Origin of the sequence: Sodalis sp. RH21, from assembly GCF_047324175.1 — a bacterium.
In the GTDB taxonomy this organism is placed as follows: Bacteria; Pseudomonadota; Gammaproteobacteria; order Enterobacterales; family Enterobacteriaceae; genus Acerihabitans.
This window is the reverse complement of record NZ_CP178732.1, coordinates 20,577-44,500: the sequence shown is the minus strand read 5'-3', so window position 1 is coordinate 44,500 and position 23,924 is coordinate 20,577. Positions and strand designations below refer to the sequence as shown.

Annotated in this window: 17 protein-coding genes, 1 rRNA gene and 1 riboswitch; of the genes, 9 read left to right on the top strand and 9 right to left on the bottom strand. The window is 55.6% G+C overall.

All coding sequences use genetic code 11. The annotated features are described in order from the left end of the window. Nucleotides 1–160: 160 nt before the first annotated feature. A 16S ribosomal RNA gene (locus ACL2XP_RS00200) occupies nt 161–1,703 on the bottom strand. A gap of 556 nt (nt 1,704–2,259) precedes the next feature. On the opposite strand from ACL2XP_RS00200, the gene purH reads away from it, so the two are divergent. Continuing rightward, a complete protein-coding gene (purH, locus tag ACL2XP_RS00195; RefSeq protein ID WP_413736620.1) occupies nt 2,260–3,849 on the top strand; it encodes a bifunctional phosphoribosylaminoimidazolecarboxamide formyltransferase/IMP cyclohydrolase in 1,590 nt (529 codons plus the stop codon). A gap of 15 nt (nt 3,850–3,864) precedes the next feature. Next, nucleotides 3,865–5,151: a phosphoribosylamine--glycine ligase gene (purD, locus tag ACL2XP_RS00190; protein WP_413736619.1), complete on the top strand. Its 1,287-nt coding sequence runs from the start codon at nt 3,865–3,867 to the stop codon at nt 5,149–5,151. Between the two features lie 31 nt (nt 5,152–5,182). Here the strand turns inward: purD and ACL2XP_RS00185 are convergent, their stop codons facing one another. From ACL2XP_RS00185 to nudC, 6 genes are all read right to left on the bottom strand, one after another. Continuing rightward, a complete protein-coding gene (locus tag ACL2XP_RS00185) occupies nt 5,183–5,854 on the bottom strand; it encodes a DUF1481 domain-containing protein (RefSeq protein WP_413736618.1) in 672 nt (223 codons plus the stop codon). Between the two features lie 40 nt (nt 5,855–5,894). Beyond that, nucleotides 5,895–6,167 carry a nucleoid-associated protein HU-alpha gene (hupA, locus tag ACL2XP_RS00180; protein ID WP_162368642.1) on the bottom strand — a complete coding sequence of 91 codons (273 nt, stop codon included), beginning with the start codon at nt 6,165–6,167 and terminating at the stop codon, nt 5,895–5,897. Nucleotides 6,168–6,357: 190 nt separating this feature from the next. Next, the gene (locus ACL2XP_RS00175) at nt 6,358–6,948 is read right to left on the bottom strand and encodes a YjaG family protein (protein WP_413736617.1); all 591 of its coding nucleotides are present in this window, start codon (nt 6,946–6,948) and stop codon (nt 6,358–6,360) included. Between the two features lie 58 nt (nt 6,949–7,006). Next, nucleotides 7,007–7,702, bottom strand: coding sequence for a deoxyribonuclease V (gene nfi, locus ACL2XP_RS00170; RefSeq protein WP_413736616.1), 696 nt, complete (start codon nt 7,700–7,702; stop codon nt 7,007–7,009). 12 nt (nt 7,703–7,714) lie between these two features. Then, complete coding sequence (hemE, locus tag ACL2XP_RS00165) at nt 7,715–8,779, bottom strand: uroporphyrinogen decarboxylase (RefSeq protein WP_413736615.1); 1,065 nt, start codon at nt 8,777–8,779, stop codon at nt 7,715–7,717. Nucleotides 8,780–8,813: 34 nt separating this feature from the next. After that, on the bottom strand, nt 8,814–9,617 hold the full coding sequence (gene nudC, locus ACL2XP_RS00160) for an NAD(+) diphosphatase (protein ID WP_413736614.1): 804 nt from the start codon (nt 9,615–9,617) through the stop codon (nt 8,814–8,816). A gap of 103 nt (nt 9,618–9,720) precedes the next feature. On the opposite strand from nudC, the gene rsd reads away from it, so the two are divergent. The 7 genes from rsd to thiH all read left to right on the top strand — a co-directional run bounded on the left by rsd (nt 9,721) and on the right by thiH (nt 16,012). Further along, nucleotides 9,721–10,242, top strand: coding sequence for a sigma D regulator (gene rsd, locus ACL2XP_RS00155; RefSeq protein WP_413736613.1), 522 nt, complete (start codon nt 9,721–9,723; stop codon nt 10,240–10,242). A gap of 96 nt (nt 10,243–10,338) precedes the next feature. Then, a riboswitch (TPP riboswitch) is annotated at nt 10,339–10,452 on the top strand. 103 nt (nt 10,453–10,555) lie between these two features. After that, entirely contained in the window at nt 10,556–12,478 is a 1,923-nt protein-coding gene (gene thiC, locus ACL2XP_RS00150; RefSeq protein WP_413736612.1) for a phosphomethylpyrimidine synthase ThiC, read from the top strand. Next, nucleotides 12,475–13,125 carry a thiamine phosphate synthase gene (thiE, locus tag ACL2XP_RS00145; protein WP_413736611.1) on the top strand — a complete coding sequence of 217 codons (651 nt, stop codon included), beginning with the start codon at nt 12,475–12,477 and terminating at the stop codon, nt 13,123–13,125. Before thiC ends, thiE begins: the two co-directional genes overlap by 4 nt. After that, the gene (locus ACL2XP_RS00140) at nt 13,118–13,888 is read left to right on the top strand and encodes a HesA/MoeB/ThiF family protein (RefSeq protein WP_413736610.1); all 771 of its coding nucleotides are present in this window, start codon (nt 13,118–13,120) and stop codon (nt 13,886–13,888) included. The genes thiE and ACL2XP_RS00140 overlap by 8 nt, the downstream gene beginning before the upstream one ends. Then, a complete protein-coding gene (gene thiS / locus ACL2XP_RS00135; RefSeq protein WP_413736609.1) occupies nt 13,885–14,085 on the top strand; it encodes a sulfur carrier protein ThiS in 201 nt (66 codons plus the stop codon). The genes ACL2XP_RS00140 and thiS overlap by 4 nt, the downstream gene beginning before the upstream one ends. Before the next feature lie 2 nt (nt 14,086–14,087). Next, nucleotides 14,088–14,867 (top strand): thiazole synthase, encoded by a 780-nt coding sequence (locus ACL2XP_RS00130; protein ID WP_413736608.1) that lies wholly within the window; start codon nt 14,088–14,090, stop codon nt 14,865–14,867. Then, nucleotides 14,867–16,012, top strand: a complete 1,146-nt coding sequence (gene thiH / locus ACL2XP_RS00125; RefSeq protein WP_413736607.1) for a 2-iminoacetate synthase ThiH — start codon at nt 14,867–14,869, stop codon at nt 16,010–16,012. Before ACL2XP_RS00130 ends, thiH begins: the two co-directional genes overlap by 1 nt. Before the next feature lie 202 nt (nt 16,013–16,214). On the opposite strand, the gene ACL2XP_RS00120 is transcribed toward thiH, so the two are convergent. Beyond that, complete coding sequence (locus ACL2XP_RS00120) at nt 16,215–19,304, bottom strand: inverse autotransporter beta domain-containing protein (RefSeq protein WP_413736606.1); 3,090 nt, start codon at nt 19,302–19,304, stop codon at nt 16,215–16,217. A 255-nt stretch (nt 19,305–19,559) separates the two neighbouring features. Further along, a complete protein-coding gene (rpoC, locus tag ACL2XP_RS00115) occupies nt 19,560–23,783 on the bottom strand; it encodes a DNA-directed RNA polymerase subunit beta' (protein ID WP_413736605.1) in 4,224 nt (1,407 codons plus the stop codon). Nucleotides 23,784–23,924: the final 141 nt, after the last annotated feature.

Genomic DNA, 23,924 nt, shown 5'->3' with positions numbered 1-23,924 from the left:
ACACTTACGGTGCACATCAGCGACCCTTTTCTAGCCGAACAACGCATCGCGTTGCTCTCCTACTGTCAGGCGACGCCTCACGTACAAAACCATACGTTCTGTTGCTCAATACAGTTATCAGACAATCTGTGTGGACACGTCACAATGAGGTATCTTTCGGTAAGGAGGTGATCCAACCGCAGGTTCCCCTACGGTTACCTTGTTACGACTTCACCCCAGTCATGAATCACAAAGTGGTAAGCGCCCTCCCGAAGGTTAAGCTACCTACTTCTTTTGCAACCCACTCCCATGGTGTGACGGGCGGTGTGTACAAGGCCCGGGAACGTATTCACCGTGGCATTCTGATCCACGATTACTAGCGATTCCGACTTCATGGAGTCGAGTTGCAGACTCCAATCCGGACTACGACGCACTTTGTGAGGTCCGCTGGCTCTCGCGAGGTCGCTTCTCTTTGTATGCGCCATTGTAGCACGTGTGTAGCCCTACTCGTAAGGGCCATGATGACTTGACGTCATCCCCACCTTCCTCCGGTTTGTCACCGGCAGTCTCCTTTGAGTTCCCACCATTACGTGCTGGCAACAAAGGATAAGGGTTGCGCTCGTTGCGGGACTTAACCCAACATTTCACAACACGAGCTGACGACAGCCATGCAGCACCTGTCTCAGAGCTCCCGAAGGCACATTCGCATCTCTGCAAACTTCTCTGGATGTCAAGAGTAGGTAAGGTTCTTCGCGTTGCATCGAATTAAACCACATGCTCCACCGCTTGTGCGGGCCCCCGTCAATTCATTTGAGTTTTAACCTTGCGGCCGTACTCCCCAGGCGGTCGATTTAACGCGTTAGCTCCGAAAGCCACGGCTCAAGGCCACAACCTTCAAATCGACATCGTTTACAGCGTGGACTACCAGGGTATCTAATCCTGTTTGCTCCCCACGCTTTCGTACCTGAGCGTCAGTCTTCGTCCAGGGGGCCGCCTTCGCCACCGGTATTCCTCCAGATCTCTACGCATTTCACCGCTACACCTGGAATTCTACCCCCCTCTACGAGACTCTAGCCTGCCAGTTTCAAATGCAGTTCCCGGGTTAAGCCCGGGGATTTCACATCTGACTTAACAGACCGCCTGCGTACGCTTTACGCCCAGTAATTCCGATTAACGCTCGCACCCTCCGTATTACCGCGGCTGCTGGCACGGAGTTAGCCGGTGCTTCTTCTGCGAGTAACGTCAATGATAGGCGCTATTAACCCCTACCCCTTCCTCCTCGCTGAAAGTGCTTTACAACCCGAAGGCCTTCTTCACACACGCGGCATGGCTGCATCAGGGTTTCCCCCATTGTGCAATATTCCCCACTGCTGCCTCCCGTAGGAGTCTGGACCGTGTCTCAGTTCCAGTGTGGCTGGTCATCCTCTCAGACCAGCTAGGGATCGTCGCCTAGGTGAGCCATTACCTCACCTACTAGCTAATCCCATCTGGGTTCATCCGATGGCGTGAGGCCCGAAGGTCCCCCACTTTGGTCTTGCGACGTTATGCGGTATTAGCTACCGTTTCCAGTAGTTATCCCCCACCATCAGGCAGATCCCCAGACATTACTCACCCGTCCGCCGCTCGCCGGCAAAGTAGCAAGCTACTTCCCGCTGCCGCTCGACTTGCATGTGTTAGGCCTGCCGCCAGCGTTCAATCTGAGCCATGATCAAACTCTTCAATTAAAAGCTTGATGCTCAAAGATTGTCATACTGTTAATCTTTTGAATTACCGTATGTCACTCTTCAAGACTTGGTATTTTGTGTTTCGATACCGTCTTGTGAGTGCCCACACAGATTGTCTGATAAATTGTTAAAGAGCAGTGCGCCGCTATAATCAGTCTGGCGCGAGGTGGCGTATATTACGCTTTCCTCTTTCAGTGTCAAGCCCTTTAGGCCCGCGTTCTGACTCGTTTCCTGGCGCTGCGATGTTGCTCACAGTCCCGGTCGATGGAGGCGCATTATAGGGATTTCGAGCGCAGCCGCAAGAGGTATTTTGCGCAAAAAACACCGTTTGCTGCATTCCACAGCAAAACCGGGGTTTATACCTGTTTTTGCACAAACTTATCCACAGATAACGCGGACAGGCAAAAATTGCCGAGCATCGCGCAATCGTTTTCGCTACAATTCACGCAAAATTTTCTCCGCTACGGTTTTACATGAATTGACGGCAGGTTAATGAAAGCAGCGCCAATTCATGCCGGATTTTATTAAAGCTATCCAATCAAGGGATAAATTCGCCATGCAACAACCACGTCCTGTCCGCCGTGCCCTGCTCAGTGTGTCTGACAAAGCCGGTATTGTAGAATTCGCTCGGTCTTTAGCGCAACGCGGCATAGAACTACTGTCTACCGGCGGCACCGCGCGGCTATTGGCCGAGGCCGGTTTGCCCGTGACTGAAGTTTCCGATTACACCGGCTTCCCTGAAATGATGGACGGCCGCGTAAAAACGCTGCATCCCAAGGTGCACGGCGGCATCCTGGGTCGTCGCGGTCAGGACGACGCCATCATGCAACAGCACGGGATCGAACCTATTGATATGGTAGTGGTGAATCTGTACCCGTTTGCCCAAACCGTGGCGCGCGCGGGTTGTACCCGCGAGGACGCGGTGGAAAACATCGATATCGGCGGTCCCACCATGGTGCGCTCCGCGGCCAAGAATCATAAAGACGTGGCTATTGTGGTAAACAGCAACGACTACGCGCGGGTGCTTGCCGAGATGGATAGTCACGACGGTTCGCTGACCTTGGCGACCCGCTTTGACCTGGCCATTAAAGCGTTTGAGCATACCGCCGCGTATGACAGCACGATCGCCAACTATTTCGGTACCCAGGTACCGGCCTATCATGAAGAAGGCACCGAGCCCTCCGGGCGCTTCCCGCGCACGCTCAACCTGAACTTCACCAAGAAGCAGGATATGCGCTACGGTGAAAACAGCCATCAGCTGGCGGCGTTCTATATAGAAGAAAACGTGCGTGAAGCATCAGTGGCCACCGCTCGGCAATTACAGGGCAAGGCGCTGTCGTATAATAATATCGCCGATACCGATGCCGCGCTGGAGTGCGTGAAGGAATTCGCCGAGCCCGCCTGCGTCATTGTCAAACATGCCAATCCCTGCGGCGTGGCCATCGGCAACGGCCTGCTAGACGCCTACGAGCGCGCGTATAAAACCGACCCTACTTCGGCGTTCGGCGGCATTATCGCCTTCAACCGTCCCCTGGATGCCGCAACCGCCAAAGCCATTATCAGCCGTCAGTTCGTGGAAGTGATTATCGCGCCGTCCGTTGCCGATGATGCCTTGGCGATCCTGGCCGCCAAGCAAAACGTCCGGGTCCTGATCAGCGGCGTCTGGCAGGCCCGCGTGCCGAGCCTGGATTTCAAACGGGTTAACGGCGGGCTCCTGGTGCAAGAGCGCGATTTGGGCATGGTTGGTGCGGCGGATTTACGGATCGTCAGCACGCGCCAGCCGAGTGAAAGTGAACTGCGCGACGCGCTGTTTTGCTGGAAAGTGGCGAAGTTCGTTAAATCCAATGCCATTGTCTACGCCCGCGATAACATGACCATCGGCATCGGCGCCGGCCAGATGAGCCGGGTGTACTCCGCCAAAATCGCCGGCATCAAAGCGGCGGACGAAGGCTTGGAAGTTCGCGGATCGGCCATGGCCTCCGATGCGTTTTTCCCGTTCCGGGACGGCATTGACGCGGCGGCGGCAGTCGGTATCAGCTGCGTGATCCAGCCCGGCGGTTCTATTCGCGACGATGAGGTCATCGCCGCGGCCAATGAACACGGTATCGCCATGATCTTTACCGACATGCGCCATTTCCGCCATTAAGCCCAGGAGCTACCCATGAATATATTGATTATCGGTAATGGCGGTCGTGAACATGCCCTGGCCTGGAAGGCCGCCCAATCCCCCCAGGCGGATAAAGTCTACGTGGCGCCGGGCAATGCCGGCACCGCCCTGGAACCGGCGCTGGAAAACGTCGCCATCGATGCCACCGATATTCCGGCGCTGCTGGCTTTCGCCCAACGCCATGATATCGGCCTGACCATTGTCGGGCCGGAGGCGCCGTTAGTTCTGGGCATAGTGGATACTTTTCGCGCGGCCGGTCTGCGGGTATTCGGGCCGACCAAAGCGGCGGCGCAGCTTGAAGGCTCAAAGGCTTTCACCAAGGACTTCCTGGCCCGCCATCATATCCCCAGCGCGCAATACGGTAATTTCACCGAAATCGAACCGGCGCTGGCCTACGTTCGCAGTAAAGGTGCGCCGATTGTTATTAAAGCTGACGGCCTGGCCGCCGGCAAAGGGGTCATTGTCGCGATGACCCTGCCCGAAGCGGAATCGGCTATTCAGGATATGCTGGCCGGCAATGCCTTCGGCGATGCCGGACACCGAATTGTGATAGAAGAATTCCTGGAAGGCGAGGAAGCCAGTTTTATCGTGATGGTTGACGGCGAACATATCTTGCCGATGGCCACCAGCCAGGATCACAAACGGGTGGGCGATGCCGATACCGGACCGAATACCGGCGGCATGGGCGCATATTCCCCCGCGCCGGTAGTGACTGATGAAATCCACCAACGGGTAATGGAACGGGTGATTTGGCCGACCGTGCGCGGCATGGCGTCCGAAAGCAATGTCTATACCGGCTTTCTGTATGCCGGGTTAATGATCGATGCGCAGGGAGAACCGAAGGTGATTGAGTTCAATTGCCGGTTCGGCGACCCGGAAACCCAACCGATCATGTTGCGCATGCGCTCCGACCTGGTGGCGTTATGCCTGGCCGCCACCGAAGGCCGTCTGGATCGGGAAAGCTCGCTGTGGGATAAACGACCGGCCCTGGGCGTGGTGCTGGCGGCTGGGGGTTACCCGGGAGAATATCGCACCGGCGATGAAATTACCGGCCTGCCTACCGGCGAGATTGAAGGGGAAAAAGTATTCCATGCCGGAACCGCCCTTAAAGACGGCAAGGTCGTGACGCAGGGTGGACGGGTGCTATGCGTGACCGCGCTGGGCGAGACCGTATCGGATGCTCAGATCAGGGCATATCAGGCGGCGCAGGCCATCGGCTGGAGGGACTATTTTTACCGGTCGGATATCGGCTATCGGGCAATTGAGCGCGAGAATAAATAAAGACCAATTCTCGTTCAGGCGCCAATTGCGGCTATAGCTCGCTTTTCTTGGGTTGCCAATGACAGAAATTTTCATTGGCGACCAATAATAATTGCGTACCTTCCGGCGCTTCCAACCAGGCCACGCCCAGCGCACCGGTCGAATGCCTGGCCCGCGCCGTTATCCATGACGCCGCACGCTCATCGAAATCAGGATCGACCACAGTACCCTGGCAGGTCGTCAGCATGCCGTTTTGCCATTGCCCCTGGATTAATATCACTTTGCCCGCCCGCAGGGACTGGCTGATATCCAGCAACCGTTTGGCCTCGAATTGATACAGGGCCAGGGCATCGTCGCTGAGTTTTTCGCGCTGGCCATCGCGCTGACGCTGCATAAAACTGGCGTTGCCTTGTTCATCGAAACGGATTTGCACGATCTCGGGATGGCTGCCGCTTTGCGTCTGGTTAATCTGGCGCACATCGTTTTGCAGGTATTGATAGCGGGTGACAACGGTGTTTCCGCCCTGGTAGGGGCTGTAAACGCTAACGAGATTAACCGTTTGATGCGTCTCGTCGTCTTTGCGCCACAAACGCACGGCGCCGCGATCGGCAATATAGCCGCTCGCGGTAAATGAGGGAGGCGCTTTATGGTGGGAACCACATGCCGCCAGCGCACAGGCCATAAGCCCTACCCAGCCGCACCGGCGTAAAAACAAAAGGGGCATAGTTGCCCCTATGCTTACTTTTTTCACCAACACACTGTGGTTACTTAACAGCGTCTTTCAAAGCCTTACCAGACACAAATGCGGGCACATTGGCCGCTGCAATTTTGATTTCTTTACCGGTCTGAGGATTACGGCCAGTGCGTTCGTTACGATGATTAATTTTAAAAGTACCGAAACCAACTAATTGTACTGCATCACCCTCTTTAAGAGACTCGGTAATTGCTGCCAAAGTAGATTCCAGAGCCGACTTCGCCTGCGCCTTCGAAAGATCGGCCTTATCAGCAATTACATCAATCAGTTGAGTCTTGTTCATATGTTATCCTTACAGTGTGTTTATCGCTTGCTAAGCATCGGGTACGACGGGGATGCCGAAATATGGCACCCTCCTGCAAACACGCACCGATAGCCACTTTTTTTATGCCCCCCCAAATGTAGACCAGACGGGGTGCAGATGTGAAGTATTAAGACATGGCAAAACAGGTCTTAAATCACGTTTTATTGCCTTATTGCTGTAAATTTATCCCAATATTGCTAATTCCGGCCTCACGCAAGTCTGCGCGCAGGCCTTTTATCAATTCTATGTCGCGCCTTTCACAATCGGCCAACAGGCGAAAAATCTCCCATTGGATATCCCATTCCTGCTCGATTGAGGGTAGCACATTGAGCTCTTCTTCGGTCATTTCCCGCTCCGCCTCTGTCATTTCCAACATGGCGACGGTGCGAATTGACGTCTCGCTGACGGTGATAACATGCTCCAGCGTTTCACCGCTCAGCCGGGAGTGCAATAGTTCACTTAGGGCAACACAGGCATCGATCGCCGGGTAAACGCCATAAAAATCGTAATCATCCGCGGCGGGGATGCATTCTTCCAGCTTTTCTAATTGTAAATCAAAATTGACCTTAGCATCTTTAACTACCTGTGTCTCCCAGACCAGGTCGAGAATCCGCCGGTAAATAGCCGGGTCGCCAAAGCCGGTCTGCAAACAGAACATCTGATAATTAGGGTACATCCGTTCGCACAGCGAAGCCATAAAGACGACGTGCTGCCAGGCTTCCTGCTTTTCCAGACGTAAATGTATCGGGTTACGTAACATCGCGCTATCTCATTACTCTTAATCTGCGCCGCAGTGTACCTGAATTTAACCGGTTCCCCTATTCTGGGGCGAAAAAGTCCGGTTCATTGCGCCCCTGTTCCCAGCGCTGAAACGCGGTGCGATTGGACGCCACCGCATCCGCCCAGCGGGTAGGCTCCGGCAAACGGTAACCGCGCATGCACTGCTGCACCCAATATAAGGCGCTATCCATACCGACCCGATGCCCCGTTGAGATAAACAGCGGATTACAGCGCAGCTTGCTGCGCCATACCCAGGCAAGCTGCTCTCCTTTATCCATCAGCGGCGCTTTGGCGCCCGCTGCGTCGCTTAACGGTTCAAAACGGCCGCACAGGCGGCGTTTGGCCACGCCGATGGTAGGCTGGTCGATCAGCAGGCCGAAATGACTGGCGACGCCCAGGCGGCGAGGGTGGGAGATGCCGTGTCCGTCGACAAACAGCAGATCGGGCTTTTGGGACAATTGATCCCACGCGGCCAGCAGCGCCGGATATTCCCGGAACGACAGAAAACCGGGAATATAGGGCATGGTGGTTTTAATGCGGGCAATCCGGTATTCGATCAATTCAAGCGTCGGGAAACGCAACAGCGCGATCGCCGCCCGGGTCACGTCACCGCCTTGCTCAAAACCCACATCCGCCCCGGCGATAATAGCGGGCGTGCTGAAATCAAAAGCATCATGGCGGATAACATTACCGGCGGTAGCAATTTGCTCGGCGCGAAGTTCTGCCATATCCATAACCCATACCTCCTATTGGTGGTAGGGACGCGACAACCGGTGCACCGCGTCGACAAAAATACCTGCGTTTTCAGGCGGCACATCTTGATGGATGCCGTGTCCCAAATTGCAGACGTGCCCTTCCCCATGACCGAAGCCGGACAAAATAGCCGCCACTTCCTGCTCAATACGCGGCGGCGGAGCATACAATACCGAAGGGTCCATATTGCCCTGCAGGGCGACTTTACCGCCCACGCGGCGGCGGGCATCACGGATATCGGTGCTCCAGTCCAGGCCCAGCGCGTCGCAGCCGGTTTGCGCCATGGCCTCAAGCCACTGGCCGCCGCCTTTGGTGAACAGGGTTACCGGCACCCTGCGCCCTTCATTTTCCCGCTGCAGGCCATCTATGATTTTTTGCATATGATCCAGGGAGAACTCGCGGTAGGCGTCACCGGTCAGTACGCCGCCCCAGGTATCAAAAATCATCACCGCCTGCGCGCCGGCGCGGATTTGCCCGTTCAGGTAGAGCGTTACGCTGTCCGCCAGCTTATCCAGCAACAGATGCAGCGTATCCGGGTCGGTATACATCAGGTGTTTGATTTTGGTGAAGACCTTGGTACTGCCGCCTTCAACCATGTAGGTCGCCAGGGTCCAGGGGCTGCCGGAAAAACCGATTAACGGCACCTCCCCCCGCAGATTTTGGCGTATGGTGCGCACCGCGTTCATCACATAACCCAGTTCCAACTCGGGGTCGGGTACCGGTAGTCGCACTACGTCGGCCCTGCAGGCGATCGGGCGCTCAAAACGCGGCCCCTCGCCCTGCTCAAAGTACAGTCCCAGGCCCATGGCGTCGGGAACCGTCAGAATGTCTGAAAAAAGTATCGCGGCGTCCAGCGCAAAGCGGCGCAGCGGCTGCAAAGTCACCTCGCAGGCCAACTCGGCGTTTTTGCACAGCGACATAAAATCCCCGGCCTGGGCGCGGGTCGCTTTGTATTCCGGCAGGTAGCGCCCGGCCTGGCGCATCATCCATACGGGAGTCACATCAACCGGCTGGCGCATCAGGGCGCGCAAATAACGATCGTTTTTCAACGCATTCATCCAGGGTTCCCTTGCAGTTATGAATGGCTTGCAGTTATGGATGGATTGTAGCATGCGGGTCGTCATTTTCCCGATCGGCCCGGCAAAGTGCGACGGTATCTTCAATTAAACGGCGGGCCACGGTGCCCGGCGGGGGCAGCAGCGGCAACGCATCGTAGCGGAACCAGCCGGCGTCCAGGATTTCATTGCGATCGGGAGTGATGTCGCCGCCGGCATATTCCGCCATAAAGGCCATCATCAGCGAGTGGGGGAAAGGCCAGGGCTGCGATGTCACATAACGGACATTTTTCACTTTGATACGCGTCTCTTCCATGACTTCGCGGGCCACGGTCTGCTCCAGGGTTTCGCCGACCTCGACAAAGCCCGCGAGCACCGTATAGATACCGCCGCGGTGGCGGGTATGCTGGGCCAGCAGGATATCGTCGCCGCGGCGGATCGCCACGATAATGCAGGGGGCGATCTGCGGATAATAGCGTTCACGGCAATGATCGCATAAACAGGCCCACTCCTTTTTACTGCTGCGCGTGATATGGCCGCAGTAGCCGCAATAGTGGTGGGCGCGGTAAAATTCCGCCAATTGAACGCCCCTGCCGGCCAATTGGAACAGGCCGGCGTCCCCATCGATAATCTGCCTGACCGAACCCATATCTTGCGGCATGGTCTGGCGGATCAACCAGGCGGGCGCGCCTTCCCATTCCCCGATCGGCGCCGCTTGCAAGCCTTGCAGCGACCAGGCCGATGCCAGGCCAAACGGCAGTTCCCCTTTGGGCAGCCACAATTTGCCTTCATGGCTGACTATCCACCAGCCGTTTTCGCTACCACTGAGTTGTTGTTCCATTTTAGTTGCACTACCTCGTATTCGCTGGCAATCTAGAATTTATCTTTTATTAATAAGTAACGCAGCGTTACTTTTATTACGGCGTATTACGACGGAGTCAATCATGCTCAACCAGCTGGACATTCTGGCTCAACGCGTTGGCGGCAGTAATGAACTTATCGACCAGTGGATACTGGCCCGGAGAGGATTACTGGTGGCGTATTACCATTTGATTGGTCTTAAACCCAATAAAGAAAAGCATACTCCCCTGGACGAAGACGCGCTGGATGACTTCTGCCACAAACTGGTGGACTACCTTTCCGCCGGCCATTTCCATATTTACGATCGGATTGTCCAGAATTCGAACGACAACAGCGATACCAAAAGTGTTATCAGCACCCAGCTCTATCCGGCGTTGCAGGAAAACACCACGCAGATTATGTCATTTTATGACAGCCAGCTGGAAACGGCCATTGATCATGATAACTATATGGAATTTCAGCAAGCGCTGTCCGGCGTCGGCGAAGCCCTGGCTACCCGTTTTGCGCTGGAAGACAAATTGATCCAGCAAGCCTTGGAATACAAAGCGGAATATTTTACCGCTGCGCCGGCCGCGAATAATCCGGACATTTCACGTCTGGCCTAATCGGCCCTTGAAGGTTTATATTGAGTTGTCGTTGATGTGTCGTAGTTGATGAATTGTAGTTGATGTGTTGTCCCTGGCCCCATATCGGAGCCTGTATATATCTTGTCGGAGTGCCTAGCGCGTACATTACGCCAGGCTGAGACCGTTAATTCGGGATCCGCGGAACCTGATCGGGTTAATGCCCGCGAAGGGAACAAGAGTAATCCATTGCTGTTAGCCGTTTGTTTTTTGAGCGGTTCACCAGCACCGTTTTATTACTCCCGTAGCGCTCCAGACAAGCAATTTTCCCTGAGGTTTATTTTAAGGAATTGCTATGTCGTCACCCAATCTCTCCCCTTCCCGCCGCGAGCAGCGCGCCCAGGCGCAGGAATTTATCGATAACCTGCAAGGCGAGGCGTTCCCCAGTTCACGCCGTATTTATTTGCAGGGCACCCGCGCCGATATCCGGGTGCCGATGCGCGAGATCCAACTTAGCCCCACCCCGATCGGCGGAGATAAAACCGATCAACGTTATGAAGCCAACGAGCCGGTACCGGTCTACGATACCGCCGGCCCCTACGGCGATCCGCAGGTAGACATCGATGTGCGCGCCGGGCTCAATCGCCTGCGCTCGGCATGGATTGAACAACGCCAGGATAGCGAACCCTTGAGCAGTTTAAGCTCGCGCTATACCGGGGAGCGCCGCGCAGACGACGGGCTGAACGACGTGCGTTTTGCTCCCAACCATACGCCGCGGCGCGCCAAAGCCGGTAGCTGTGTGACGCAAATGCATTATGCCCGCGCCGGCATCATCACCCCTGAGATGGAATTTATCGCCCTGCGGGAAAATATGGGCCGGGAGCGCATCCGTGGCGATGTATTGCTGCAACAGCATGCCGGGCAAAGCTTCGGCGCGCATTTACCGGCCGATATCACTGCGGAATTCGTACGGAGCGAAGTAGCCGAAGGGCGCGCCATCATCCCCGCCAACATTAATCATCCCGAATCGGAGCCGATGATTATCGGGCGTAATTTTCTGGTGAAGGTCAATGCCAATATCGGCAACTCGGCGGTCAGTTCATCCATTGAGCAAGAGGTGGAAAAACTGGTGTGGTCCACCCGCTGGGGCGCCGATACGGTGATGGATCTCTCCACCGGCCGGTATATCCATGAAACCCGCGAGTGGATTTTACGCAATAGCCCGGTGCCTATCGGTACCGTGCCGATCTACCAGGCGTTGGAAAAGGTCAACGGCGTGGCGGAAGACCTGGATTGGGAGTGTTTTCGCGACACTCTGCTCGAACAGGCGGAACAAGGGGTGGACTACTTTACCATCCACGCCGGGGTACTGCTGCGTTACGTGCCGATGACCGCCAAACGCCTGACCGGCATTGTTTCCCGCGGCGGTTCCATTATGGCCAAGTGGTGCCTGTCCCATCATCGGGAGAGCTTTTTATATGAGCATTTCCGGGAAATTTGCGCAATTTGCGCCGCCTATGACGTATCCCTATCGCTGGGCGACGGCCTGCGTCCCGGTTCCATACAGGATGCCAACGATGAAGCGCAGTTTGCCGAACTGTATACCCTGGGCGAACTGACCAAGATCGCCTGGGAGTATGACGTGCAGGTGATGATCGAAGGCCCCGGCCACGTACCGATGCATATGATCCGGCGCAATATGACCGAGCAATTGGAGCATTGCCACGAAGCGCCGTTTTACACGCTGGGGCCGCTGACCACCGATATCGCCCCGGGTTACGATCACTTTACCTCCGGTATCGGCGCAGCCATGATTGGCTGGTTCGGCTGCGCCATGCTGTGTTATGTCACGCCCAAGGAACATTTGGGGCTGCCCAATAAAGAGGATGTGAAACAGGGTCTGATCGCGTATAAAATCGCCGCCCATGCCGCGGATCTGGCCAAAGGCCATCCCGGCGCTCAAATCCGCGATAACGCCATGTCCAAGGCGCGCTTTGAATTCCGTTGGGAAGATCAATTCAACCTGGCCCTCGACCCCGCCACGGCCCGCGCTTACCACGATGAAACCCTGCCCCAGGAGTCCGGCAAAGTGGCCCACTTCTGCTCCATGTGCGGGCCTAAATTCTGTTCGATGAAAATTTCCCAGGAAGTCAGGGATTATGCCGCCGCCCAGGCGATAGAAATTCAGCAAAACGGTATGGAAGCCATGTCGTCCGAATTCCGCGCCCGCGGCGGCGAGCTGTATTTATCGCCCGCAGATACGGGGGTGGCGAAATGATTGTTCCCGACGCGCCGTTTGCTCCCACCCTCCCACGGCTTGGACTCTACCCGGTGGTGGATTCCCTGGTATGGATCGTCCGCCTGCTCGACGCCGGGGTGCGCACCTTGCAATTGCGCATTAAAGACCAGCCGGAGAGCGTGGTCGAGCCGGATATCGAAGCCGCAATCCTGCTCGGCCGCCAGTATCAGGCGCGGATTTTTATTAATGATTATTGGCGGCTGGCCATTAAACACGGCGCCTATGGCGTGCATCTGGGGCAGGAAGATCTGGATACGGCGGATTTGGCGGCCATCCAGCGCGCCGGCTTGAGGCTGGGCCTATCCACCCATGATGACCGCGAACTGGCGCGGGCGCGGACGCTGCGGCCGTCCTATATCGCCCTCGGCCATATTTTCCCGACCCAGACCAAAATCATGCCGTCGCAGCCGCAGGGCCTGGCCGATTTAGCGCGGCTGGTGGCCGGCCTACGGGGCGTTTCAACCGTGGCCATCGGCGGTATCGGTATCGACGAAGTCGATGACGTGCTGCGCTGCGGCGTCGGCGGCGTGGCGGTGGTGAGCGCCATCACCAAAGCCAATGACTGGCGGCTGGCCACCGCCGCGTTGTTGCAGAAAATCGAAGGTGCGGAGGCGGAAAATGCTTAACGATCGCGCTTTTTTACGCTATAGCCGCCAATTGTTGCTGGAGGAGGTTGGCCCGCAAGGGCAGGAGCGACTGGCTGACGCCACCGTGTTGCTGGCCGGCCTCGGCGGGCTGGGGTCGCCGGCGGCGCTATACCTGGCGGCGGCCGGGGTGGGCCGGTTGCTGCTGGCCGACGATGATAACCTCGACCTGAGCAATATGCAGCGTCAGATTTTATATCGCAGCGGCGATGTCGCCCAGCCGAAAGCCTTGCTGGCGCAGCGCCAACTCCAGGCGCTCAATCCCCTTGGCGAATACATCCCTCTCCAGCAGCGCCTGGAGGGCGAAACATTGAAACACGCGGTGGCGCAGGCCGATTTGGTCTTGGATTGCAGCGATAACATGCAGACCCGCCACGAGATCAACGCCGCCTGCATCCACCAGCAAAAAAGCCTGATCAGCGCCAGCGCGGTCGGCTTCAGCGGCCAGATGTTGGTACTGCAGCCTCCCTACCGCCACGGATGTTATGCCTGCCTGTTTCCCGATGCCGTCGAACCCCGGCGTAATTGCCGCACCGCCGGGGTACTGGGCCCGGTGGTCGGAATAATGGGAACCTTGCAGGCGCTGGAAGCGATAAAAATCCTGTGCGGCATGACATCCACCCTTAACGGACAACTGCGTCTATTCGATGGTAAATCAATGGATTGGCACACAGTACGGCTGAGCCGAGCCGCTGATTGCCCGGTTTGCGCTCCTGCCCCGTGCAGGGAAGGAGCGGCGCGATGAACATTACGGTAAACGATTTGCCCGTCGAGCTTGATGACGCGCCGACCTTGCTGGATATGCTGGCGCAGCTGGGCCATCCGCACCAGGGCGCCGCGCTGGCGGTCAATCAAACCATCATTCCACGCAGCCAATGGGCGCAGTATCAGGTGAACGAAGGCGATGATATTTTACTTTTCCAGGCGATAGCCGGAGGCTGATTATGTTGAAAATTGCCGATACTCTCTTTACATCCCGGTTGTTTACCGGCACCGGTAAATTTGCCACGTCTGAATTAATGCTCCAGGCCATTGCCGCCTCGGGCAGCCAGCTAGTGACCATGGCGATGCGCCGGGTCGATCTGCGCAACGGCACCGATGCCATTCTGCCCGCCCTGCTCCAGGCCGGGGTAAAATTATTGCCCAATACCTCCGGCGCCAAAACCGCCGAGGAAGCGATATTTGCCGCCCGGCTGGCCAGGGAAGCCCTGGGCACCCATTGGATAAAACTGGAAATCCATCCCGATATGAAATACCTGCTGCCCGATGCCGTCGAAACGCTGAAAGCGGCGGAACAACTGGTGCGGGAAGGATTTGTAGTACTGCCTTATTGCAGCGCGGACCCGGTGCTCTGCCGTCGCCTGGAAGAGGCCGGCTGCTCCGCCGTGATGCCCCTGGGGTCGCCCATCGGCTCCAATCAGGGGCTGCTCACCCGCGACTTCCTGCGCATTATCATCGAGCAGGCGGGAGTGCCCGTGGTGGTGGATGCCGGCATCGGGGCCCCCAGCCAGGCGCTTGACGCGCTGGAAATGGGCGCCGATGCCGTACTGGTCAATACCGCCATCGCCGTGGCGCGCGACCCGGTGGCCATGGCCCGCGCATTCAAATTAGCGCTGGAAGCCGGCGAGCTGGGCCGTCAGGCCGGTTTGGCGGCGTCCCGGCCGGATGCCAGCGCCACTAGCCCGTTAACCGGCTTTTTACGGCAAACGGAAGGAGCGGCCTGATGGAAACATTCGAAACCCGTTGGCGCCAATTGGATTGGGACGACGCCGGTTTACAAATCAATGCCAAAACGCCTGGGGACGTCGAACGGGCGCTTAACGCCGACCGGTTAAGCCGGCAGGACTTTATGGCGCTGCTGTCACCGGCGGCCCTGCCCTATATCGAACCCCTGGCGCAGCGGGCGCAACAGTTGACCCGGCAGCGTTTCGGCAATGTCGTCGGGTTTTATTTACCGCTTTATCTCTCCAATCTGTGCGCCAACGATTGTACCTACTGCGGTTTTTCCATGAGCAATCGCCTCAAGCGCAAAACGCTGGATGAACGGGAAATCATCAACGAGTGCGAGGCCATCAAGGCCAAAGGATTTGATAACCTGCTGCTGGTCACCGGCGAGCATAAGACCAAAGTCGGCATGGATTACTTTCGCCGGTATGTGCCGCTGATCCGCAGCTATTTCAGTTCGTTGATGATGGAAGTCCAGCCGTTATCCCAGCAGGATTATGCCGAACTGAAAACTCTCGGCCTGGACGGCGTCATGGTGTACCAGGAGACCTATCATGAGGCGACCTATCACCGGCATCATTTGCGCGGCCAGAAAATGGATTTTTTCTGGCGGCTCGCAACCCCTGACCGCCTGGCGCGCGCCGGCATCGATAAGATCGGCCTGGGCGCGCTGATTGGCCTGTCCGATAACTGGCGCACCGACTGTTATATGGTGGCGGAACATTTGCTCTATCTGCAAAAAACCTACTGGCAAAGCCGCTATTCCCTCTCGTTCCCACGGCTGCGCCCCTGCGCCGGCGGCATTACGCCGGCCTCGTTAATGAATGAGTCGCAGTTGCTGCAGGTGATGTGCGCGTTCCGGCTACTGGCCCCGGATGTGGAGCTGTCGTTATCAACCCGGGAATCGCCCTTCTTCAGGGATAACGCGGTGCCGATTATGGTTAACAGCGTCAGCGCGGGGTCAAAAACCCAACCGGGTGGCTACGCCGGCGGGACGCCTGAACTGGAGCAATTTGAACCCCATGATAATCGTTCGCCACAGGAGGTGGCGCAAATGCTGTTACGGGCAGGGCTGCAACCGGTGTGGAAGGATTGGGATGGTTATTTAGGCCGGGTTTCCTCTTCCGGCAGTCTATGCGAATAGCGGTGGACCGCAGGCTTCTCCAATCCGTCCAGTGAAGTAGCCTGCCAGACCGCGGGCAAAACTCAAACGCAATGCCCGCGGTCAATATTATATTATTGAATACATATCAGCATCCCTAACGAACCTGAGTCTTGCGCAATATATAGGTAAAGTGGCGTTGGAATGACGCCGGCCCGGCCATCAAGACGGGGCCGGCCTGCACTTACAGTTTCCTTACGCATGTAGTAAAATGCTCGGAATGCTCCGACTCATTTATTAACATCCAACCATAATTAAAGCTGATCGGCGCACGATTTCCATTAGCATTAATATTGGTCAACCAATAATAATTGTTAGTCCATCCCGAGCTATAGTTGCCCATACGTCCCCAAGCATCGATCAGCCCTCCCGCAGCATTACGATTGGCGAAATCAATGGTTATTTGAGTATTAATAGGGGTACTATAGCCATTTCCCTGCGCGGCACACCACGCGTCAGCTTCCGGTACTTTAACTCTAGTAGAACCATTATTAATAAACCATTCATTTAATTTAAAAGAAAATTTTGTTGTATTAAATTGGTTAACTTTATCAGATAATTCAATCGTTACGTTAGACGATGTTGCATCATTAATAGTGATGTTGCCGTTTTGGTCTACATCAACCGCTTTATTGTCTGACGACCAATTAAATTTATTATTATTAGCCACACTCCCGTTAGCTTGTAATTGGAACGTAGCGCCTTCGAACGCCATTTTTGGGAAACCGCTATTGATATCGAAGTTTGCGCCATTCACTGAAATACCCGTTAACGCCGCTGGAGCACTAAGGGTTAGCTCAACGTTGAGTCCGGGAACCACCACGCCATCTACCTTTGGCACCACGGTTGCCACACCGGTGGTAGTCCCGGTTAACTTAGCGCTATAGACACCTTCGGGTTCGGCGATGGCACTGTTTATAATGGTATCGGTTACTCCACTAACGTCGAAAGCGACATTTAGCCCGCTAATAGCGTTGCCATAGCTATCTTTGGCGGTAAACCTCAATGTTGTTTTATCCGAACCATTCGCCACGATAGCGCTCGGTTCTGCCGTCAGAGTAGATTGCACACTATCGATCGAACCGGGGTTCAACTCGATAGCCGCGCTTAACGACCCTATCGCAGTACCGTTTATCATCGGCTTCACGCTCGCCGTTCCTGAGGTAGCACCTGTTAATGTGGCACTGTAGCTGCCGTTGGTTTCGGTCACATCACTTACCGTGGTGCCGGTCACGTTGCTCACCTCAAATGCCACATCCAGTCCGCTGACGGCGTTGCCGTTGGCATCCTTGGCGCTGAAGATCAAGGTGGAGGCCTGTATATCATCGGCTATAATCGTCGTGGGGGTGGCAGCAAAGCCGGATTGCGTTGCATCCAGGCCGCTCGCGACTAACGCGACATGTACCGTGTCCAGCCCCAGCCCGTTAATAACGGGTGCGATCCGCGCGTCCCCTAACCGGGTACCCGCCGTCAGCGTAACAGAATATTCACCGGCAGCGCCTTCAGTAACCTCGCCAAGTTGTACCTGGGTTTGACGACCCCGCGTTGAATCAGCGGGTGCCGTGCCGGTGCTGAATTCCAATGCCAGGCTCAACTGCGCCGCCTGCCCGGCTATCGGACGATTATCGCCATCGCGTAAATTGACCACGATTTGGCTGGTTGAAACGCCATCGGCAAACAGCACGTTAGGCGTTGCCGTAGTTTGTGAATAAACAACGCTCGCCTCCTGGGCTTGTACCGTAATATACGTGACGGCGCGCTCGGAAGCATTGCCGTTTGCATCATAGGCCACCGCGCTTAATAGATGGACATTATTGCCAGTCCGGTACGGCGGTAATGTAAGGGCAACCGTGGTGGCGGATGTCTGGGTCAACGCCCCCCCGGCCGCAGCCAGCGCGCTACTGTCCCAATCGATGTTTTTTAATCCCTGGGTGGCGGTAACTTGCGCGGTGACGGTGGTGGTGCTGCCTGCCTCACCGCTTATCGCCTCCGGCAACGACAGGCGCACCTGCTGCTGTTTCTGGTAATCCAGCACGATATTATTATTACGTTCCACCAGATCATAACGGCTGCCCGCCAAAGTACGGGACCCGGCCACTGCGGAGGGGTCGATTTGAGACTGCCAGGGTTCGCCCAGACGGTAATTAAATTGCAGGCCGATATTGCTGTCGTTCTGCCCGCTCCTGCCCGACCGATAATCGGCGCCCAGCGTCACTAACGGAATCGGGGTATAACTAAGTCCGACCGTCAGGGCATAAGGATCTTTTTGACGATTATTTTTACCGAACAGGGCCACCTCATCACCGCGGTACTGTTCAAACATCAGCTTTCCGCCCAATTGCGGATACGCCGGCAAATAGGCTTCGGCGCGCATGTCATATCCGTTAGCCGGTCGTTCATTATAATCGGCGAAATCTCGCGACTGATGCCAATCGGTAAGGCCTAAATAACCATTGGCGGAAAGTTTTAAGTAATCGGTCCAGGCTTCGGTACCTACCCCCAGTCGGCGATTTTGCCCCGTGATGTCGTAATCGTAAAAGGTATTGACACCATACATCCAATCATTATATATAACACGGCCGCCAACACCTATATTTACGGTATTACGGCTATCATTGTTATGTATTCCCAATTGGGTAAATATCAATGAATTTTGTTTTTCCGCCAGCGGAACCAACACATCCGCCGAGCTCTTATCCAGATTCATCTTTTCATCAAGATTCAACTGGACCCGCGCAGTGCCGTACTGACTTAACCACTGCTCGACGGATTTATTGGCTTCGCCAGCCACCGCCGAACGCGCCATGGTCGCCGCAGCCTCACCGCTACTGGCTGAAGATAATAATGACCCAGCGGTTCCCGCAGCGCTTGACAGCCGATCTTCTGTTACAATCGATGGCATATTATTAATTCGATCGATGGAAAATGGGGAATGACGCTGCGGTATATCGATCTCGTCCCCGGTGCTTAATGAGGCAAAAGGCCGTTTAAAGCTACGGAAAACATTTAGTTTTTGTAATTCATCCAGAGTCAGATTATGCTTGTTAGCCACGAAAGATGGGGTTTCGCCCTGGCCTAAAACATAAGGCGTGGTTGGTATTGAATTTTGTTTATCTACTGCGGCCAACGCCGGCGTAAACGAGACGCTGAGCGGCAGCGCCAGTTGAACGGCAATGGTTAACCAGCCGGTGAATCGCCAGCGCCGGCAAGAATAACGATCCTGCATTTTTTGCGTAAGATGTTCACCCACCGATGTCCTGGGTTTAATATACATAAGCTCAATCTCATAATAATAAAACAATATGGCAACGAATTAATGTAGCCAGATACACTTATACTAGATTGAGCTATATCCACATGATAAACATGATGACTTCATGATGAATAATCATATTTCAAATTATTCAAATTTAAATTAAAACACATAAGATTATATATAGTAATTAACTATGATCTATGTTTCCTATATTCACTATAAAAAAAGCCGCCCCTGAGGGCGGCTTGTTAGCCATACAGCGTGTAATAACGATTATTTATCGTTATTGCCACCCAATCCGGCATTCAGCAACTCCGCCATGTTGGCGGATGCTTCATCGGCGGTAACCGACGGCACTACCGGCACTTCGCCCAGCGCGCGACGGCGTGCACGATCCTGATGGTAGGCATACCCGGTCCCGGCAGGGATCAGTCGGCCTACGATGACATTCTCTTTCAGGCCGCGCAGTTCATCGCGTTTCCCGGCAACGGCGGCTTCGGTAAGCACGCGCGTCGTTTCCTGGAACGAAGCCGCGGAAATAAAGGACTCCGTGGCCAACGACGCTTTGGTGATACCCAGCAGATCGCGGCTGAAGGTCATTTCAATCTTGCCGTCCGCATCCAGCTGGCGGTTGGCAATCTTGACGCGAGAGTATTCAGCCTGCTCGCCTTCCAGGAAGTCCGTACCGCCGGCGCTAACGATGGTTGCTTTACGCAGCATCTGACGAACGATAACCTCGATGTGTTTATCGTTGATCTTAACGCCCTGCAGACGGTAAACGTCCTGGACTTCGTTGACGATATAGCGGGTCACGGCATGTACGCCACGCAGGCGCAGAATGTCATGCGGCGATTCCGGTCCGTCGGAGATCACATCACCACGTTCCACACGTTCGCCTTCGAACACGTTGAGCTGGCGCCATTTCGGAATCATCTCTTCGTAGGCATCGCTACCGTCGATCGGGGAAATAACCAGACGACGTTTGCCTTTGGTTTCTTTACCGAAGGAAACGATACCGCTGACTTCCGCCAGGATAGCCGGTTCTTTCGGACGACGCGCTTCGAACAAGTCGGCAACGCGCGGCAGACCACCGGTAATATCCTTGGTACCGCTTGATTCCTGCGGCAAACGCGCCAGGGTATCACCACCGGTGATTTTCAAACCATCTTCCAACTGGACAATGGTTTTACCCGGCAGGAAGTACTGCGCCGGCATATCGGTGCCCGGAATCAGGACGTCATTGCCGTTGGCATCAACGATTTTCAGTGCCGGACGCAGATCTTTACCGCCGCCGGTACGTTCAGCCGTATCCAAGACCACGATGGAAGACAAACCGGTTAATTCATCGGTCTGGCGGGTAATGGTCTGGCCGTCAATCATATCGGTGAAGCGCATGAAACCGCTCACTTCAGTGATAACCGGCATGGTATGCGGGTCCCAGTTGGCAACCGTTTCGCCGCCGACCACTTCCGAACCATCGCCCTTGGCCATCACCGCACCGTAAGGCACCTTGTAGCTTTCTTTGGTACGACCGAATTCGTCGATCAGCTTCAGTTCGGTATTACGCGAAGTGATAACCAGTTTACCGGCACCGTTGACAACAAACTTGGCGTTGTTCAAACGGATGGTACCCTTGTTTTTCACCTGAATGCTGGATTCGGCGGCGTTACGCGAGGCGGCGCCACCGATATGGAACGTACGCATGGTCAGCTGGGTACCGGGTTCGCCGATGGACTGCGCGGCGATAACCCCGATAGCCTCACCTTTATTGACCAGATGCCCACGGGCCAGATCGCGGCCGTAGCAGTTCGCACAGACGCCGAAGTCGGTTTCGCAGGTTACAACCGAACGGACTTTGATGATATCCACGGAATTTTCTTCCAGGATGTCACACCATTGTTCGTTCAGCAGCGTATTGCGCTCAACCAGGATGTCAGCCGTGCCCGGCTTGAGGACGTCTTCAGCCGTGACACGGCCCAGTACGCGCTCACGCAGCGGTTCTTTAACATCACCACCCTCGATAACCGGGGTCATGGTCACGCCGGCATGGGTGCCGCAGTCGTCTTCGGTAACCACCAGATCCTGCGCCACGTCAACCAGACGACGGGTCAGATAACCGGAGTTAGCGGTCTTCAACGCGGTATCCGCCAAGCCTTTACGAGCACCATGGGTGGAAATGAAGTACTGGAGTACGTTCAGCCCTTCACGGAAGTTCGCGGTGATCGGCGTTTCGATGATGGAACCATCCGGCTTCGCCATCAGACCACGCATACCCGCCAACTGGCGAATCTGCGCGGCGGAACCACGGGCGCCGGAGTCGGCCATCATAAAGATGCTGTTGAAGGACACCTGGCGCTCTTCCACGCCGTCACGGTTAATCACCGCTTCGGTGGACAGGTTATCCATCATCGCCTTGGCAACACGTTCGTTGGCCGCGGCCCAGATATCGATAACCTTATTGTAGCGTTCGCCCGCGGTCACCAAGCCAGACTGGAACTGCTCCTGGATTTCGGCCACTTCGGCTTCGGCTTCTTCAATGATCCCCGCTTTCTTGGCCGGGATAACCATATCATCGATACCTACCGACGAGCCAGAACGGGCAGCGTAGGCAAAACCGGTATACATGATCTGGTCAGCAAAAATAACGGTCGGCTTGAGACCCAGCACGCGATAGCAGGTATTAAGCATCTTGGAGATGGCTTTTTTACCCAGCGCCTGGTTGACCAGCGCGAACGGCAGGCCTTTGGGAACGATCATCCACAAAATCGCGCGACCAACGGTCGTGTCGACAATGTGCGTGTTCTCGATCCATTCGCCTTCTTCATTCTTGGCGTGCTCGGTAATACGCACTTTGACGCGCGCATGCAGCTCGGCAATGCCGCCGCGATAAATGCGTTCCGCTTCTTTCGGCCCGGTCAATACCATGCCTTCGCCTTTACCGTTAACACGGTCGCGGGTCATGTAATACAGACCCAGCACCACGTCCTGGGACGGAACGATAATCGGCTCGCCGTTGGCCGGCGACAGGATGTTATTGGTGGACATCATCAGCGCACGGGCTTCCAACTGGGCTTCCAGCGTCAGCGGTACGTGCACGGCCATCTGGTCACCATCGAAGTCGGCGTTGTACGCGGCGCAGACCAGCGGGTGCAGCTGGATGGCTTTACCTTCGATCAGTACGGGTTCAAACGCCTGGATGCCCAAACGGTGCAGGGTTGGCGCACGGTTGAGCAGGACCGGGTGTTCGCGGATGACTTCATCCAGGATATCCCAGACCACGGCTTCTTCACGTTCAACCATTTTCTTGGCGGCTTTGATGGTGGTCGCGAGGCCACGCAGTTCAAGCTTGCCGTAGATAAAGGGTTTAAACAGTTCAAGCGCCATTTTCTTCGGCAGGCCGCACTGATGCAGACGCAGGTACGGACCTACGGTAATAACGGAACGACCGGAGTAGTCCACGCGTTTACCGAGCAGGTTCTGACGGAAGCGACCCTGCTTGCCTTTGATCATATCGGCCAGTGATTTCAGCGGACGCTTGTTGGAGCCGGTAATGGCCCGGCCGCGACGGCCGTTATCCAACAGCGCATCCACCGCTTCCTGCAGCATACGTTTTTCGTTACGTACGATGATATCCGGCGCAGCCAGATCCAGCAGACGCTTCAAGCGGTTATTGCGGTTGATCACGCGGCGGTACAAATCGTTCAGATCGGAGGTCGCGAAACGACCGCCGTCCAGCGGTACCAGCGGACGCAAATCGGGCGGCAATACCGGCAGAACCGTCAGGATCATCCATTCCGGCTTATTGCCGGACTGGACAAAGGCTTCCAGCAGCTTGATACGTTTGGTCAGCTTCTTGCGTTTGGTTTCAGAGTTGGTTTCTTGCAACTCTTCACGCAGGGTTTCGCATTCCGCTTCCAGATCCATGTTTTTCAGCAGGGCCTGGATAGCTTCGGCGCCCATTTTGGCGTCGAACTCATCACCGAACTCTTCCAACGCGTCCAGATACTGCTCTTCGGTCAGGATCTGGCGACGTTCCAGGTTCGTCATGCCGCCTTCGACTACCACATAAGACTCGAAGTACAGCACGCGTTCGATATCACGCAGCGGCATATCCAGCAGCAGGCCGATACGGGACGGCAATGATTTCAGGAACCAGATATGGGCTGTCGGCGAAGCCAGCTCGATATGGCCCATGCGTTCACGACGCACTTTGGTCTGGGTCACTTCAACGCCGCATTTTTCACAAATCACGCCGCGGTGTTTAAGACGCTTGTACTTTCCGCACAAGCATTCGTAATCTTTTACCGGCCCGAAAATACGGGCGCAGAAAAGCCCGTCACGTTCTGGTTTGAACGTACGGTAGTTAATGGTTTCCGGCTTCTTCACTTCGCCGAACGACCAGGAACGAATCATATCTGGCGAGGCCAGGGCGATTTTGATCGCATCAAACTCTTCGGTCTTGGTTTGTGCTTTCAGAAACTTAAGCAAATCTTTCACGGATTGGCTCCTGTCGGAGTTAGACCTGTTAGGCGCCTGAAACGCTCAGGCGCCCTTATTACCGGTGCGAACGCACCCGAGCCGATATCCCCATTATCTGTCAAACCGCAGGCACTCTGGCTGCAATCTGAAAGCCATCAG

Excerpts from the sequence above, each read along its gene's own strand:
- nudC (WP_413736614.1), bottom strand. The coding sequence starts at position 9,617 with ATGGAACAACAACTCAGTGGTAGCGAAAACGGCTGGTGGATAGTCAGC.
- thiH (WP_413736607.1), top strand. The coding sequence starts at position 14,867 with ATGGAAACATTCGAAACCCGTTGGCGCCAATTGGATTGGGACGACGCC.
- thiS (WP_413736609.1), top strand. The coding sequence starts at position 13,885 with ATGAACATTACGGTAAACGATTTGCCCGTCGAGCTTGATGACGCGCCG.
- hupA (WP_162368642.1), bottom strand. The coding sequence starts at position 6,167 with ATGAACAAGACTCAACTGATTGATGTAATTGCTGATAAGGCCGATCTT.
- ACL2XP_RS00120 (WP_413736606.1), bottom strand. The coding sequence starts at position 19,304 with ATGTATATTAAACCCAGGACATCGGTGGGTGAACATCTTACGCAAAAA.
- ACL2XP_RS00130 (WP_413736608.1), top strand. The coding sequence starts at position 14,088 with ATGTTGAAAATTGCCGATACTCTCTTTACATCCCGGTTGTTTACCGGC.
- thiE (WP_413736611.1), top strand. The coding sequence starts at position 12,475 with ATGATTGTTCCCGACGCGCCGTTTGCTCCCACCCTCCCACGGCTTGGA.
- purH (WP_413736620.1), top strand. The coding sequence starts at position 2,260 with ATGCAACAACCACGTCCTGTCCGCCGTGCCCTGCTCAGTGTGTCTGAC.
- hemE (WP_413736615.1), bottom strand. The coding sequence starts at position 8,779 with ATGAATGCGTTGAAAAACGATCGTTATTTGCGCGCCCTGATGCGCCAG.
- purD (WP_413736619.1), top strand. The coding sequence starts at position 3,865 with ATGAATATATTGATTATCGGTAATGGCGGTCGTGAACATGCCCTGGCC.
- ACL2XP_RS00185 (WP_413736618.1), bottom strand. The coding sequence starts at position 5,854 with ATGCCCCTTTTGTTTTTACGCCGGTGCGGCTGGGTAGGGCTTATGGCC.
- thiC (WP_413736612.1), top strand. The coding sequence starts at position 10,556 with ATGTCGTCACCCAATCTCTCCCCTTCCCGCCGCGAGCAGCGCGCCCAG.
- ACL2XP_RS00140 (WP_413736610.1), top strand. The coding sequence starts at position 13,118 with ATGCTTAACGATCGCGCTTTTTTACGCTATAGCCGCCAATTGTTGCTG.
- nfi (WP_413736616.1), bottom strand. The coding sequence starts at position 7,702 with ATGGATATGGCAGAACTTCGCGCCGAGCAAATTGCTACCGCCGGTAAT.
- rsd (WP_413736613.1), top strand. The coding sequence starts at position 9,721 with ATGCTCAACCAGCTGGACATTCTGGCTCAACGCGTTGGCGGCAGTAAT.
- ACL2XP_RS00175 (WP_413736617.1), bottom strand. The coding sequence starts at position 6,948 with ATGTTACGTAACCCGATACATTTACGTCTGGAAAAGCAGGAAGCCTGG.